This is a genomic window from Streptomyces sp. CB00316, from assembly GCF_001905595.1.
GTDB lineage: Bacteria > Actinomycetota > Actinomycetes > Streptomycetales > Streptomycetaceae > Streptomyces.
This window is the reverse complement of the sequence record NZ_LIXI01000004.1, coordinates 553,903-567,368: the sequence shown is the minus strand read 5'-3', so window position 1 is coordinate 567,368 and position 13,466 is coordinate 553,903. Positions and strand designations below refer to the sequence as shown.

General features: G+C 72.4%; 16 protein-coding genes. 5 read left to right on the top strand and 11 right to left on the bottom strand.

Annotation, left to right across the window (positions count from 1 at the left end; all coding sequences use genetic code 11):
* Positions 1–16: 16 nt before the first annotated feature.
* Positions 17–907, bottom strand: coding sequence for a LysR family transcriptional regulator (locus AMK21_RS14240; RefSeq protein WP_073877718.1), 891 nt, complete (start codon positions 905–907; stop codon positions 17–19).
* Positions 908–988: 81 nt separating this feature from the next.
* On the opposite strand from AMK21_RS14240, the gene AMK21_RS14235 reads away from it, so the two are divergent.
* The 3 genes from AMK21_RS14235 (at position 989) to AMK21_RS14225 (ending at position 4,252) form a co-directional block, all read left to right on the top strand.
* Positions 989–1,657 carry an MOSC domain-containing protein gene (locus AMK21_RS14235; protein WP_073877957.1) on the top strand — a complete coding sequence of 223 codons (669 nt, stop codon included), beginning with the start codon at positions 989–991 and terminating at the stop codon, positions 1,655–1,657.
* 171 nt (positions 1,658–1,828) lie between these two features.
* A complete protein-coding gene (locus AMK21_RS14230) occupies positions 1,829–3,406 on the top strand; it encodes a PQQ-binding-like beta-propeller repeat protein (RefSeq protein ID WP_073877716.1) in 1,578 nt (525 codons plus the stop codon).
* Positions 3,407–3,478: 72 nt separating this feature from the next.
* Positions 3,479–4,252 carry an SDR family NAD(P)-dependent oxidoreductase gene (locus tag AMK21_RS14225; RefSeq protein ID WP_073877714.1) on the top strand — a complete coding sequence of 258 codons (774 nt, stop codon included), beginning with the start codon at positions 3,479–3,481 and terminating at the stop codon, positions 4,250–4,252.
* A gap of 199 nt (positions 4,253–4,451) precedes the next feature.
* On the opposite strand, the gene groL is transcribed toward AMK21_RS14225, so the two are convergent.
* From groL to AMK21_RS14205, 3 genes are all read right to left on the bottom strand, one after another.
* Entirely contained in the window at positions 4,452–6,077 is a 1,626-nt protein-coding gene (gene groL, locus AMK21_RS14220) for a chaperonin GroEL (RefSeq protein ID WP_073877712.1), read from the bottom strand.
* A gap of 99 nt (positions 6,078–6,176) precedes the next feature.
* Positions 6,177–6,485 carry a co-chaperone GroES gene (groES, locus tag AMK21_RS14215; protein ID WP_028439209.1) on the bottom strand — a complete coding sequence of 103 codons (309 nt, stop codon included), beginning with the start codon at positions 6,483–6,485 and terminating at the stop codon, positions 6,177–6,179.
* A gap of 595 nt (positions 6,486–7,080) precedes the next feature.
* Positions 7,081–8,004 carry a polysaccharide deacetylase family protein gene (locus AMK21_RS14205; protein WP_079181151.1) on the bottom strand — a complete coding sequence of 308 codons (924 nt, stop codon included), beginning with the start codon at positions 8,002–8,004 and terminating at the stop codon, positions 7,081–7,083.
* A 205-nt stretch (positions 8,005–8,209) separates the two neighbouring features.
* Here AMK21_RS14205 and AMK21_RS14200 point away from each other — a divergent pair, with 205 nt between their 5' ends.
* Positions 8,210–9,433, top strand: coding sequence for a THUMP-like domain-containing protein (locus AMK21_RS14200; protein ID WP_073877955.1), 1,224 nt, complete (start codon positions 8,210–8,212; stop codon positions 9,431–9,433).
* A gap of 26 nt (positions 9,434–9,459) precedes the next feature.
* Here the strand turns inward: AMK21_RS14200 and AMK21_RS36870 are convergent, their stop codons facing one another.
* The 3 genes from AMK21_RS36870 to AMK21_RS14190 are packed head-to-tail and all read right to left on the bottom strand — an operon-like array spanning position 9,460 to position 10,527.
* Positions 9,460–9,603, bottom strand: coding sequence for a hypothetical protein (locus AMK21_RS36870; protein ID WP_308311604.1), 144 nt, complete (start codon positions 9,601–9,603; stop codon positions 9,460–9,462).
* Positions 9,600–10,013 (bottom strand): hypothetical protein, encoded by a 414-nt coding sequence (locus AMK21_RS14195; RefSeq protein ID WP_324613894.1) that lies wholly within the window; start codon positions 10,011–10,013, stop codon positions 9,600–9,602. Before AMK21_RS14195 ends, AMK21_RS36870 begins: the two co-directional genes overlap by 4 nt.
* 49 nt (positions 10,014–10,062) lie before the next feature.
* Positions 10,063–10,527 (bottom strand): VOC family protein, encoded by a 465-nt coding sequence (locus tag AMK21_RS14190; protein WP_073877706.1) that lies wholly within the window; start codon positions 10,525–10,527, stop codon positions 10,063–10,065.
* 183 nt (positions 10,528–10,710) lie between these two features.
* Here AMK21_RS14190 and AMK21_RS36045 point away from each other — a divergent pair, with 183 nt between their 5' ends.
* Positions 10,711–10,941, top strand: a complete 231-nt coding sequence (locus AMK21_RS36045; protein ID WP_234421929.1) for a hypothetical protein — start codon at positions 10,711–10,713, stop codon at positions 10,939–10,941.
* Here AMK21_RS36045 and AMK21_RS14180 read toward each other — a convergent pair.
* From AMK21_RS14180 to tsaB, 4 genes are read right to left on the bottom strand one after another with little or no spacing between them, the layout of a single operon-like run.
* The gene (locus AMK21_RS14180) at positions 10,898–11,167 is read right to left on the bottom strand and encodes a hypothetical protein (protein ID WP_073877704.1); all 270 of its coding nucleotides are present in this window, start codon (positions 11,165–11,167) and stop codon (positions 10,898–10,900) included. The two genes, AMK21_RS36045 and AMK21_RS14180, sit on opposite strands and share 44 nt — an antisense overlap.
* Positions 11,164–12,276 (bottom strand): tRNA (adenosine(37)-N6)-threonylcarbamoyltransferase complex transferase subunit TsaD, encoded by a 1,113-nt coding sequence (tsaD, locus tag AMK21_RS14175; protein ID WP_073877702.1) that lies wholly within the window; start codon positions 12,274–12,276, stop codon positions 11,164–11,166. The genes AMK21_RS14180 and tsaD overlap by 4 nt, the downstream gene beginning before the upstream one ends.
* Positions 12,276–12,797, bottom strand: coding sequence for a ribosomal protein S18-alanine N-acetyltransferase (gene rimI, locus AMK21_RS14170; RefSeq protein WP_073877699.1), 522 nt, complete (start codon positions 12,795–12,797; stop codon positions 12,276–12,278). The genes tsaD and rimI overlap by 1 nt, the downstream gene beginning before the upstream one ends.
* Positions 12,794–13,441: a tRNA (adenosine(37)-N6)-threonylcarbamoyltransferase complex dimerization subunit type 1 TsaB gene (gene tsaB / locus AMK21_RS14165; RefSeq protein ID WP_073877697.1), complete on the bottom strand. Its 648-nt coding sequence runs from the start codon at positions 13,439–13,441 to the stop codon at positions 12,794–12,796. Before tsaB ends, rimI begins: the two co-directional genes overlap by 4 nt.
* Positions 13,442–13,466: the final 25 nt, after the last annotated feature.

Here is a 13,466-nt window from a genome sequence, read left to right as displayed (position 1 = left end):
CCTGTGACGCAGCCCCTCAGCGCGCGGCCGCCAGGGACAGCTGATCCAGAGTGGCCGCCACCGCCGGGACCCGGGCCAGGTCCGGCAGGGTGAGCGCCACGATCTCCCGCTCGATCGCGGGCTCCACCGCCACGGTCCGGGCCCCCTTGGGCCGCACCGACTCCACCGCCAGCTCGGGCAGCACCGCCACGCCGAGCCCGGCCCCCACCAGGCCCATCACCGCCGGGTAGTCGTCGGTCGCGAAGTCGATCCGAGGGGTGAACCCGGACGCCTCGCAGACCTCCACCAGCTGTCGGCGGCAGCGCGGGCAGCCCGCGATCCACGACTCTTCCGCCAGCTCACCGATGGACACGCTCGACGCGTCCGCCAGCCGGTGCCCGTCCGGAACCAGGCCGATCAGCCGGTCGGTGAGCAGAGGCCGGACCACCAGGTCGTCCCATTCACCGCCGGTGGTGCCGTACCGGAAGGCCAGCGCGATGTCGCAGTCGCCGTCGCGCAACAGGTCGACCGAGCGCGGCGGTTCGGCCTCGACCAGCGAGACCCTGGTCCCGGGGTGCTCCGCCCGCAGGGCCGCCAGCGCGCCGGGGACCAGGGTGGAGCTGCCGCTGGGGAAGGAGACGAGCCGGACCCGACCGGCCCGCAGCCCGGCGATGGCGGCGACCTCCTCCTCGGCGGCGGTCAGCCCGGCGAGGATGCCGGAGGCGTGCCGCACGAGCGCCTCGCCCGCCTGGGTGAGGCGCATCTCGCGGCCGGTGCGGATCAGCAGGGTGGTGCCGGCGGAGGACTCCAGGGCCTTCATCTGCTGGCTCACCGCGGGCTGGGTGCAGCCGAGTTCGCGGGCGGCGGCGGAGAACGAGCCGGTGGTGGCGACGGCGCGCAGGACGCGGAGGTGGCGTGCTTCGATCACGCCTCCACCATAAGAGCTTCTTGGGTGGGAGGCGAATTAATGACGTACCCCTTTGAGGGTTGAGCCATTAGCGTGACCCTCATGAGATTGCTGAGCGTGAATGTCGGCCGGCCCGCCCCTCTCCCCTCCGCCGGAGGTCCCGGCGGTCTGTCCGGGATCGACAAACGGCCGTTCGAGGGGGCCGTGCGGGTCTCCGATCCCGGCCCCAAGGGGACGGGCGGCAGCGGGCTCGCCGGGGACGCGGTCTGCGACCTGCGCAACCACGGCGGCAGCGACCAGGCCGTGTACGCCTTCGCGCGGGAGGAGCTGGACGCCTGGGAGCGTCAGCTGGGCGGCCGGGAGCTGGGGAACGGTTCGTTCGGCGAGAACCTGACCACCGTCGGGGTCGATGTGAGCGGCGCGCTGATCGGTGAGCGCTGGCGGGTGGGGGCCGAACTGCTGCTGGAGGTGACCTCCGGACGTATCCCGTGCCGGACGTTCGCCGACCACATCAAGGAGGAGAAGTGGGTGCGGCGGTTCACCCAGGAGGCGGTGACCGGCGCGTATCTGCGGGTGATCGAGCCAGGCACGATCCGGGCCGGCGACCCCGTCGAGATCGTGCACCGCCCGGACCACGAGATCACCGCGGCCCTGCAGTTCCGGGCCGTCACGACCGAGCGCACCCTGCTGCCGTCCCTGCTGGCCGCCGCGTCGGCCCTGCACCCCGAGGCGCTGCGCACGGCGCGGGGGTACATGGCGGCCCAGGGCTGAGGGCGTCGCCCGGGCCGTGTGGCGGGGAGCCATCGGCCCTACGGGGGCGCGCCGTTGAGGGGAACTGCGCCGGCGCGCGGCGCGTCCCCCACTGGTGACCGTGCTCGGTCGAGCCGTCGGCGGAGCGACGCAGCACGTCTCAGACGCAGCACGTCTCAGGGGGGAAGATTCGTGACCGACCGGCCGCAGCCCTGGTACACACCGGGCCCGCCGCAGCAGCCCGTACCCGGCAACCCGTACGCGCAGGACGGCTCCGGGCCCCCGCCCGGACCGCCACCGCCACCCCGTCGCCGGCGCTTCGGCGGGGCGCCGGTCCTCGCCGTCGCCGTCGTGCTCCTGCTCGTCGCCGCGGCGGGCGGGGTGTACGCCGTCACCGACGGGAGGTGGGGCCGGTCCGCCGCGCCGGTGGCGAAGGAGTCGCCCGACCCGGCCCCTTCCGCCCCCGCCTCGCCGGCGCCCCCGTCCGGTGCCCCCGCCGTCCGCACTCCGCAGCCGCAGCGGATCCCGACGACGGCGGAGATCGACGCCGCGCGGAAGCCGGGAGACGCGACGGCGTGGATCGTGGACGACAAGACGGATCTGCCCAGTGGGAACCACCGGGCCCATGACCTGTGGACCGTCGACGGCGCGGTCGTCCAGGCGCTGCACCGGAAGGTCGCGGCCTACCGGCTCTCGGACGGCGCCGAGCTCTGGAGCGTGCCGTTGCCCACCGCCGTCTGCGAGACACCGGCCAACCCCGCTCCGGACGGCAAGGTCGTGATCGTCCGCCAGGAGAGGCCCGACGACGAGCGGGGGAACCGGTGCAACCAGCTCCAGATGATCGACCTGAGGACCGGGAAGCAGGGGTGGCACAAGAAGCTCCCCGAAACCGGCTCCGGGGACAACTCGTTCATCGTGTACAGCGCCATCAGCGGCGGTACGTTCGCGATCGCCCGGAGCATGAAGGCCACCGCCTACCGGGTCGGTGACGGGACCGAGCTCTACGACATCCCGTGGGAGAACCCGGGGAAGTGCTACCCGGACGACGTGGCGGGCGGATCCCGGCTCCTGGTGAGCTCCGACTGCGCGATCTCCATGGACCGGAGCAAGAACTACAGCCAGCTCCGCGAGATCGACCCGCGCACCGGCAAGGTCCTGTGGCGCCACCGGACCACGCCCGGCTGGAAGTTCGGCAGCCTGATCTCGGTCGACCCGGTCGTCTTCACCACCGTGAACGCCGGGGACACCACGACCGACTGGCGCGTCGTCGCCCTCGGCGCCGAGGGGAAGCTCCGCACCACCATCGACCCGCGGGAGAAGGGGTTCGAGCACTGCGCCGGAAGCGGGTCCGGCGGCGAGATCCAGCCCTGCCGGGGCACCGCGGCCGGCCCGGACCACGTCGTCCTGGGCGGCACCGGCAGGGTCGGCGTGTACGACCTGGCCACCGGCGAGTTCGTGTGGGGCGTCAAGTCCGACGACCCGCTCCGTGCGCTGCATCCCCTGCGCGCGGAGAAGGGCAGGGCCGCGCTCGTCTACGAGTCGGCGTCATCAAGCCGGCCCGGCCGGACCTTCCTCATGGGCCCGGGCGGTGCGGGCACGGAGAAGGTGCTCCTGCGGCACCCGGCCGCGGCCGCGGCGCCCGAGGCCAGGATGAGCGGCGGGCGGCTGGCCTATGTGGACGGCCGGGTGGTCGTCACGTCGTCGGGCGTGAGCGGCCTCGACACCGAGCGCCAGGCCCGCATGCTGTCCTTCGCCCCCGCCCGGCCCTGACCCGCCCGCCCGCCGCTTCTAGGCGGCGGGCGGGTGAAACCCCCGGGCCCGCGGGGCACTAACGTGCCGCGTATGACGACTGCACTGATTACAGGCGCGACGGCGGGCATCGGGGCGGCCTTCGCGCGGCGGCTCGCGGGCCAGGGGCACAACCTGGTGCTGGTGGCCCGTGACACCGCCCGGCTGCGCGAGCAGGCCACCGAACTGCACGACCGACACGGCATCGAGGCCGAGGTGCTGCGTGCGGACCTGTCCACGGACGCCGGGATCGAGGCGGTCGAGAAGCGGCTCGCGGACCGCACGCACCCGGTCGATCTGCTGGTCAACAACGCCGGGTTCGGCAACAAGGGGCGCTACCTGGAAGTGCCCATGGCCGACGAGCTGACGATGCTGAAGGTGCACTGCGAGGCGGTGCTGCGGCTGACCTCGGCCGCCGCCACGGGCATGAAGGAGCGCGGCCGGGGCGGGGTGATCAATGTGGCGTCCGTCGCGGCGTTCGTGCCGCGCGGCACGTACGGGGCGTCCAAGGCCTGGGTCGTGCAGTTCACCCAGGGGGCGGCGAAGGACCTGGCCGGGTCGGGGGTGCGGCTGATGGCGCTGTGCCCGGGCTTCGTCCGTACGGAGTTCCACGAGCGGGCCGGGATGGGCACCGGCAACATCCCCGGGTGGATGTGGCTGGACGCGGACAAGCTGGTGGTCTCGGCCCTGACCGACCTGGCCCGGGGAAAGTCGGTGTCGATCCCGGACCCGCGCTACAAGGCGTTGATGGGGCTGGTCAAGGTGACGCCGCGCAGCCTGTTGGGCGGGGTCACCTCGCGTACGGGACGCAAGTACGGGCCCCAGTAGGCGCGGCGGGTCTCGCCGGTCCGTACCGGACCCTCCGAGCCGAACGACATGACCGGCTGCCGCTCAACGGCCACGGTCCTCGCAACTCCCGCAGATCGCGGGTGTTGCGAGGACCGTTAGAACCCAAGCCCCCGCGACGGGGGTACCGGGCCTCAGGCGTACCGAAAGGTACTGCGGCTACCAGTAGGCGCTGCGCGTACTAGTGGGAGTGGCCGTGGCCGCCGTGACCGGCGTCGGCCTCTTCATCGGCCGGCTTCTCGACGACCAGGGTCTCGGTCGTGAGCAGCAGCGACGCGATGGACGCGGCGTTCTCCAGGGCGGAGCGGGTGACCTTGACCGGGTCGATGACGCCGGCCTTGACCAGGTCGCCGTACTCGCCGGTGGCGGCGTTGAAGCCCTGGCCCTTGTCGAGCTCGGAGACCTTGGAGGTGATGACGTAACCCTCCAGGCCGGCGTTCTCGGCGATCCAGCGCAGCGGCTCGACGGCGGCGCGGCGGACGACCGCGACACCGGTGGCCTCGTCGCCGGTCTTGCCGAGGTTGCCCTCCAGGACCTTCACGGCGTGGACGAGAGCGGAGCCACCGCCGGAGACGATGCCCTCCTCGACCGCGGCGCGGGTGGCGGAGATGGCGTCCTCGAGGCGGTGCTTCTTCTCCTTGAGCTCCACCTCGGTGGCGGCACCGACGCGGATGACGCACACGCCGCCGGCCAGCTTCGCGAGGCGCTCCTGGAGCTTCTCGCGGTCCCAGTCGGAGTCCGTGGACTCGATCTCGGCCTTGATCTGGTTGACGCGGCCCTTGACGTCGTCGGAGTCGCCCCCGCCGTCGACGATGGTCGTGTCGTCCTTGGAGACGGTGACGCGGCGGGCGGTGCCGAGCACGTCCAGACCGGCCTGGTCGAGCTTGAGGCCGACCTCCTCGGCGATGACGGTCGCACCGGTGAGGGTGGCGATGTCGCCGAGCATGGCCTTGCGGCGGTCGCCGAAGCCCGGGGCCTTCACCGCGACGGCGTTGAAGGTGCCGCGGATCTTGTTGACGACGAGGGTGGAGAGCGCCTCGCCCTCGACGTCCTCGGCGATGATCAGGAGCGGCTTGGAGCCGCCGCTCTGGATGACCTTCTCCAGCAGCGGGAGCAGCTCCTGGATGGAGCCGATCTTGCCCTGGTGGATCAGGATGTACGGGTCGTCGAGGACGGCCTCCATACGCTCCTGGTCGGTCACCATGTACGGGGACAGGTAGCCCTTGTCGAAGGCCATGCCCTCGGTGAACTCCAGGTCCAGACCGAAGGTGTTGGACTCCTCGACGGTGATGACACCGTCCTTGCCGACCTTGTCCATCGCGTCCGCGATGAGCTCGCCGACCTGGGTGTCCTGCGCGGAGAGCGCGGCCACGGCGGCGATGTCGGACTTGTCGTCGATCGGGCGGGCAGTCGCGAGGAGCTCCTCGGACACGGCCTTGACTGCGGCGTCGATGCCCTTCTTCAGGGCGGCCGGGGAGGCGCCCGCGGCGACGTTGCGCAGACCCTCGCGGACGAGCGCCTGGGCCAGGACGGTCGCGGTGGTGGTGCCGTCACCCGCTACGTCGTTGGTCTTGGTCGCCACCTCCTTGACGAGCTGGGCACCGAGGTTCTCGTACGGGTCGTCGAGCTCGACCTCGCGCGCGATGGTGACGCCGTCGTTGGTGATGGTGGGCGCGCCGAACTTCTTGTCGATGACGACGTTGCGGCCCTTGGGGCCGATCGTCACCTTGACCGTGTCGGCAAGCTTGTTGACGCCGCGCTCAAGGGCGCGACGGGCGTCCTCGTCGAACTTCAGAATCTTCGCCATGGGCTGTTACTTCCCTCTCGAACGAACTGCGCCCCTCGCCACCCGGCTAGTTATTTCGCAGGGGGCCAGGGGCGCAGAACACAAGCAAACGTGGGTGAATTACTTCTCGATGATCGCGAGGACGTCGCGGGCCGAGAGGACGAGGTACTCCTCGCCGTTGTACTTCACCTCGGTGCCGCCGTACTTGCTGTACAGGACGACGTCGCCGGTCTTGACGTCGAGCGGAAGACGCTCGCCGTTCTCGAAGCGGCCCGGGCCCACGGCGAGGACGACGCCCTCCTGGGGCTTCTCCTTCGCGGTGTCCGGAATGACCAGGCCGGAAGCCGTGGTCTGCTCAGCGTCGAGCGGCTGGACCACAATGCGGTCCTCAAGCGGCTTGATCGCAACCTTGGAGCTGGTGGTCGACACGATCCGGTCTCCCCCTTCGGAGATCTCACGGGGTTTAGCAGTCAGTGGGCGGCGACCAGAGACCGATCCGTCGTCGCGGGTGCCGGACCTGCCCTGTCGCACAGTGTGGTGCTGGCACTCTCCAGGGGGGAGTGCCAGACCTGAGACTATGACCGCGGTTAGCACTCGGTCAAGCGGAGTGCCAATTCACCGCCCTCGCGCCGTCTCGATCGGGGCTCCGTCGGATCGCCGTCCGGACAACGCCGGGACAGAGCTTCGCGTTCCGTACGACGGTACGGAGATGACGCATCCCGAGCGCCGCCCGCCCGGACGACCGGCCGAGAGAGCCGTGGCGGCGCGTCAGGATGCGCCGGAACCCGGCGGGTGCGCGGATCCGCTGCTGGGGCTTTTCCTGGTGTTCGTGGAGGTGGCGGTCCGCGTCCCGCTCCTCCTGGGGCTGGGGCTGCGCGCCTGGGCACGGCCCTACGAGACGGCCGCCGCCCAGGGGTCGGCTCCCCCGCCCGCTCCCCGGCACGGACTGGGTCCCCGTCGCCGTTCTCGGGGTTCGTACGCCGGGGAGGCGAGGGTCAGACGGCGTACGTAGGGCAGGCGGGGCTCAGACGTAGTCCTCCAGCTTCGCCACCGCGTACCCCTTGTCCGTGACGGTCTTCATGACCAGGCGGATCATGTCGGGCATCGTGCCCTTCCAGTCGCCCTTGCCCCGGAAGTGGGTGAGGACGATGTCGCCGGGGTGGAGATCCCGGTCCCACTCGCGCCACTCCATGTGGTCGGCGAAGGCCTCGGCGGACCACAGGGGTACGGCGGTGATGCCGCAGGACTTGGCGACGACGAGGGTGTCGCGGTTGTAGTTCCCGTAGGGCGGGCGGAAGAGGGTGGGCCGCTTCCCGTAGTTCTTGAGGATCTTCTCCTGCTGGCCGCAGATCTCCCGCTTCTGCTCGGCGTAGGAGAGGCCGGGCAGATAGCGGTGGTTGAGCGTGTGGTTGCTGATGACCACCCCGCGCTTCTGCATCTGCTTGAAGTACCCGTAGTCGTCGTTGATGACGTAGTCGCTCAGGAAGGCGCTGTAGGGGATGTCCAGTTCGGTCATCATCCGCAGCAGCGCGGGGTCCTTCTCCGCCCCGTCGTCCATGGTGAGGAAGACGATCTTCTCCTTGGTGGGGACGGTGGTGAAGACGGGCGGCAGCCCTTCGTCGTCCCGGACCTCGAACCCCTTACGGGTGGTGATGCGCGGCTTCACCTTCGGCGGTTCGGGGGCGGCGAGCGGGGTCTTGGCCAGCCCCCACTTCTTCGCGGCGACGGCCCGTGCGGCCTGTTTCCGCTTGACCTCCTCGGCGTACGTGTCCAGGGCGCGGGCGGGCCCGGCCTGCGGGGCGGCCTCGCCGTGCTGTCCGGCGGCGGGCTTCGCCGGGCCGCCCGGGGCGCCCGCGCCGCCACCGACCGCCTCCGACGCGCAGGCGGAGGTGACGGTGGCGGCCAGGAGGGCCGCCAGCACGACGGAGACCGGCCGATGCCGCTTCATGGGTGATTTTCCTTTTTGTCGTACTAGCTGCATGGCGCCGCATCCTGCCAGCCACCCGGCCGCCTCCCGCCCCGACACCGCGAGAGGTCCGGGCCCGTCCCCCGACCGGCCCACAGGGGTGACGCGTCGCCTACAGGGATGACGCGTCGCCCTTTGTAGGAGCCCGCGTCGGCCCATGGGCGCCCGCCTCCACGCACCGGCCACAATGGACCGGGTGAACGCATCGACCCCCGCCACTCCGGCCGACGACCCCGCCCGCGCCGCCTTCGCCGCCCTGCGCACCCTCGAGGGCGAGCACCTGCTGGCCGAGCTGCGCGACCACGACCCCGCCGAAGAGCTGGCCACCGCGACCCGGCTGCGCCGCACGCACCCGGCGGAGCTGGTGTCGGCGGCGCTCGGCCAGGCGCGGCTGCGGCAGCGGGCGGTGGCGAAGTTCGGGGCCGGGGACGCGTACCGGATGTACTTCACGCCCAACGGTGTCGAGCAGGCCACCCGCACCTCGGTCGCCACCTACCGCGCCGCCCGGTTCGCCGCGCTCGGCGTCCGGAGCGTGGCGGACCTGTGCTGCGGCATCGGCGGCGACGCCATCGCGCTCGCCCGTGCCGGGATCGCCGTCCTCGCCGTGGACCGCGACCCGCTCACCGCCGAGGTGGCCCGCGCCAATGCCGAGGCGCTCGACCTTGCCGCGCTGATCGAGGTGCGGTGCGCCGACGTCACGGAGATCGACACCTCTCCGTACGACGCCGTCTTCGTGGACCCGGCCCGGCGCGGCGGCCGGGGCAGGATCTTCGACCCGGAGGCGTACTCACCCCCGCTGTCGTGGGCGACGGCCGCCGCACTGAAGGCCCCCCGCGCGGCGCTGAAGATCGCGCCCGGCGTCCCGCACGAGGCGATCGGCCCGGAGGCGGAGGCCGAGTGGATCTCGGACGGCGGCGATGTGAAGGAGGCGGTGCTCTGGTACGGGGAGGGGTTCGCGCCCGGTGCGTTCCGGGCCACCCTGCTGCCGTCCGGGGCCACCCTCACCGCCCCGGCCCCGCTGCCCGCCCCGCCGGTGGGCCCGGTCGGGCGCTACCTGTACGAGCCGGACGGTGCGGTGATCCGGGCGCACCTGGTCGCCGACATCGTGGAGCGGTGCGGCGGGCGGCTGGTGGACGAGACGATCGCGTACGTCACGAGCGATGTGCCCTACTCCTCCCCGTACGTCTCCGGGTACGAGATCACCGACCGGCTGCCGTTCAACATGAAGAAGCTGAAGGCGCTGCTGCGGGAGCGCGAGGTGGGCGTCCTGACCGTCAAGAAGCGCGGCTCGGCGGTCGAACCGGAGGAGCTGCGCCGCCGGATGAAGTTGAGCGGGCCGGGCGCGGCGACGGTGTTCCTGACCCGGGTGGCCGGGGCCCCGACGATGCTGATCGGCCACCCGCTGGGGTGAGCGGCGCCGTCCGCCCGGTCCGAGGTTCAGCGGCGGCCGGGACCGACGGGGGTCGGGACCGGGCCGCCCGGCGCCGGCGTGGCGGCGGGCGCGGCCAGGACGCGCAGCACCCAGCGGCGGTGAGCCAGCGCCTTGACGGCGCCGATGAGTCCGGTGAGCCAGGCGATCACAGGCTCACGCCGGGCAGCCGCAGCTCGCGGTCGCGCTCCGGGTCGTGGTCCAGCGCACCCCACTCCACGAGCAGCGCGCGGACCTTACGGTCGCGGGCGAGGTAGAGGCAGACGAAGGCGACGGCCGGTACCAGCGCCGCCGCCCCGACGACCAGGGACAGGAGTCCGGCGAACCCGCTGAAGATGTCCGGCGCCTGGTCGAACGTGACGAGCGCAGCACCCACCAGCAGCCAGCCGAGGGCGGCGAGCCCGGCCCACATCCCCAGCACGCCGAGCCGCGCCGGCCCCATGCGCATCCGCACCGGTGCGCTCAGGATCAGCGCCCGGTCGGCGAGCATCGCCTCGCGGCCGGGCCGGGTCCGGATCTCCGCGGGAGGCGGAGACGGGGGCAGCGAGGCGCGGGGGGACATGGACCAGACACTACCGACCGCCGAGGCGGCCAGGAGCGCACCCGGGAGCTCAGGCGTCCCGCAGCGCCTGGATGTCCAACTTGCCCATACCGAGCATCGCCTTCATCGTCCGCTCCGCCTTCGCCGGGTCCGGGTCGGTCAGCAGCTTCGGCAGCTCGCTCGGGACGAGCTGCCAGGAGACGCCGTACCGGTCCTTGAGCCAGCCGCACCGCCCCTCCTCGCCGCCCTCCGTGAGCGCGGCCCAGAGCCGGTCCACCTCGGCCTGGTCGGCGCAGTCCACGGCGAGCGAGATCGCCTCGGTGAAGGGGAACTGCGGTCCGCCGTTGAGCCCCATGTACTCCTGGCCCGCGAGGCTGAAGGTGACGGTGAGGACGTCACCGGCCTCGCCGGGGCCGGCTTCGCCGTAGTAGCTGATGTCCAGGATGCGGGAGTCGCCGCCGAAGACGGCGATGTAGTGCTCGGCCGCCTCCTTCGCCTGGCCGTCGTACCAGAGACAGGGGGTGATCTTCTGCATGGTCGTCGTCTCCTCGTCGGGAATCCGCTCGTCGCAGGCCTCTCGGACCTCGTGGAAGGTAGACCGGTCCGGGCGCCCGGACTCATCGGCCGGCGGCGCCCTCCTCATGCTCCGCCGCCACCGGCTCGGCGGCCACCGGGCCGCCCGCCGGGCGGAGCAGCCGTCGCGCCGTTCTTCCCGGAGATGATCACGGAGAAGGACGCGGCGGAGCCGCCCCGGCTCACCGAGGTCGAGGAGCACTGGCGGGAGTACGCCGCCGACTACGGGAGCGCCGCCGAGCTGGACGCGACCGTGGAGGGGCTGATCAGCCGAGGGGCGAGGGGTGATCAGCCGGGGAATACGGGGTTGCCGGGCTCCGCGAAGGCGTCGCTCACCCCACCGCCTCGAACCGCCACCGGTGCACCGGCCGGGTGATCAGGGCGGCGTCGGGCTCGGGGAGTTCGGGGAGGTCGTCGGCGTACGACGCCTCCGCCCACCACGTCATGACCAGCACCCGGTCCTGCGGGGCGCGCAGCAGTTCGCGGCGGGCCGGCTCGCGGGACAGCTCGGCGGACCGGGCGCGGGCCCATTCCAGGAGCTCGCCGCCGCGGCCCTCCACGGCGCGGGCCTCCCACATCAGGACGATGGTCGCGGCGCTCATGAGTAGAGGTTGTCCTTGCTGATCTCGTGCACGTGGTCGTGGTCGTGGGAATGGGAACGATCCGCCCCCGGCACGTGCGGCTCGGTCACCGGCAGCGAGGAGTCCGCCGAAAGCTCCAGGTCGGAGGGGCGCCGGTTGCGGGCGACCATCTCCGCGCCGAGCGCCGCGACCATCGCCCCGTTGTCCGTGCAGAGCCCCGGCCGCGGCACCCGCAGCCGGATGCCCGCCCGCTCGCACCGCTCCTCGGCCAGCGCGCGGAGCCGGGAGTTGGCCGCCACCCCGCCGCCGATCATCAGGTGGTCGACGCCCTCGTCCTTGCAGGCGCGCACCGCCTTCCGCGTGAGCACGTCCACCACGGCCTCCTGGAAGGACGCCGCCACATCCCGTACCGGCACCTCCTCGCCCGCCGCGCGCTTCGCCTCGATCCAACGGGCGACCGAGGTCTTCAGGCCGGAGAAGGAGAAGTCGTACGGGGCGTCGCGGGGACCGGTCAGCCCGCGCGGGAACGCGATGGACTTCGGGTCGCCCTCCTTCGCGAGGCGGTCGATGACCGGGCCGCCGGGGAAACCGAGGTTCAGCACGCGGGCGATCTTGTCGAACGCCTCGCCCGCCGCGTCGTCGATGGTCGCACCGAGGGGGCGGACGTCGCTGGTGATGTCGGGGGCCAGCAGGAGCGAGGAGTGGCCGCCGCTGACCAGGAGCGCCATGGTCGGCTCGGGCAGCGGGCCGTGCTCCAGCTGGTCGACGCAGATGTGCGAGGCGAGGTGGTTGACCCCGTAGAGCGGCTTGTTCAGGGCGTACGCGTACGCCTTCGCCGCCGAGACGCCGACCAGCAGCGCGCCCGCGAGCCCGGGGCCCGAGGTGACCGCGATCCCGTCGAGGTCACGGGCGCTGACCCCGGCCTCCTTGAGGGCGCGCTCGATGGTGGGGACCATCGCCTCCAGGTGGGCGCGGGACGCGATCTCCGGGACGACGCCGCCGAAGCGGGCGTGGGTGTCGACGCTGGAGGCGACGGCGTCCGCGAGCAGGGTCGTCCCGCGCACGATGCCGACGCCGGTCTCGTCGCAGGAGGTCTCGATGCCGAGTACGAGGGGTTCGTCGGCAGCCATCATTCAGTCCCGGTCTCTGGTGCTTGTTCTTGCGTGACTTGCTCTTGCATGGTGAGGCGCATGACGAGCGCGTCGATGTTCCCCGGCTGGTAGTAGCCGCGTCGGAAGCCGATCGGCTCGAAGCCGAAGCGCTCGTACAGCTTCTGCGCCCGCGTGTTGTCGACCCGGACTTCGAGGAGCACGGTGGCGCACTCGAAGGCGGTAGCGGCCTTCAGCAGGTCGGTGAGGAGTTCGGAGCCGAGGCCGGTGCCCCAGGCCTCGCGGCTGACCGCGATGGTCTGGACGTCGGAGAGGTCGCCGAGGGCGGCGAGCCCGGCGTACCCGGTGATCCGGCCGGTGGCCGGGTCCTCGGCGACGACGTAGTGGCGGGTGGCGCCGGGGCCGCGGGCGTGCGCCAGCTCGGACCAGAACATGCCGGGCGACCAGGCGTCGTCCGGGAACAGCGCGTGTTCGAGCTCCAGCACCGGTGCGATGTCCCACCAGCGCATCTCGCGCAGTACGGCGGCGGTGGCGGCGCTCACGTCGGGGTGACCACCTTGTAGTTCTTCGGGACCTGCGCGTCGGGCCGGCGCAGATAGAGCGGCCGGGGCTCCAGCAGCTCCTGCCCGGCGGCGAGCCGTTCGGCGGCGAGCGCGGCGAGCGCCCCGGCGGCCACGTGCTCGGGGCCGCGCGCGTCCGGGAAGGCATCCGGGTAGAGCACCGCGCCCTGGCCGACCACGGGGAGCCCGGCGAGTGCCTCGGCGATGTCGGCGGGCCGGTCGACGGCGGGGTCCCCCGTACGGGTGCGGGCGTCCTCGTACCGCGCCCAGTACACCTCCTTGCGGCGTGCGTCCGTCGCCACGGCGAAGGGCCCTTCCAGGCCGTCCTGCCCGGCGGCGTACGCGAGGCCGTCCAGGGTGCAGAGGCCGTGCACCGGTACGGAGAGGGCGGAGCCGAACGTCGCCGCGGTGACCAGGCCGACCCTCAGCCCGGTGTAGGGGCCGGGGCCGACGCCCACGACCACGCCCGTCACGGCGTCGAGTTTCACCCCGGCCTCGGCGAGGACCCGGTCGACGGCGGGCAGCAGCAGTTCACCGTGCCTGCGGGCGTCGACCTGGCCGGAGGAGGCGATGACGGACGCACCGTCGTGCAGGGCGACGGTGACGGCGGGCGTGGCGGTATCCATGGCGAGCAAGAGCACGCAAACAGCC

Bases quoted from the DNA above. Each gene is read 5' to 3' on its own strand.
- AMK21_RS14235 (WP_073877957.1), top strand. From the start codon at position 989: ATGAGATTGCTGAGCGTGAATGTCGGCCGGCCCGCCCCTCTCCCCTCC.
- AMK21_RS14225 (WP_073877714.1), top strand. From the start codon at position 3,479: ATGACGACTGCACTGATTACAGGCGCGACGGCGGGCATCGGGGCGGCC.
- groL (WP_073877712.1), bottom strand. From the start codon at position 6,077: ATGGCGAAGATTCTGAAGTTCGACGAGGACGCCCGTCGCGCCCTTGAG.
- AMK21_RS14205 (WP_079181151.1), bottom strand. From the start codon at position 8,004: ATGAAGCGGCATCGGCCGGTCTCCGTCGTGCTGGCGGCCCTCCTGGCC.
- AMK21_RS14200 (WP_073877955.1), top strand. From the start codon at position 8,210: ATGGACCGGGTGAACGCATCGACCCCCGCCACTCCGGCCGACGACCCC.
- AMK21_RS14195 (WP_324613894.1), bottom strand. From the start codon at position 10,013: ATGTCCCCCCGCGCCTCGCTGCCCCCGTCTCCGCCTCCCGCGGAGATC.
- AMK21_RS14190 (WP_073877706.1), bottom strand. From the start codon at position 10,527: ATGCAGAAGATCACCCCCTGTCTCTGGTACGACGGCCAGGCGAAGGAG.
- AMK21_RS36045 (WP_234421929.1), top strand. From the start codon at position 10,711: ATGATCACGGAGAAGGACGCGGCGGAGCCGCCCCGGCTCACCGAGGTC.
- AMK21_RS14180 (WP_073877704.1), bottom strand. From the start codon at position 11,167: ATGAGCGCCGCGACCATCGTCCTGATGTGGGAGGCCCGCGCCGTGGAG.
- tsaD (WP_073877702.1), bottom strand. From the start codon at position 12,276: ATGGCTGCCGACGAACCCCTCGTACTCGGCATCGAGACCTCCTGCGAC.
- tsaB (WP_073877697.1), bottom strand. From the start codon at position 13,441: ATGGATACCGCCACGCCCGCCGTCACCGTCGCCCTGCACGACGGTGCG.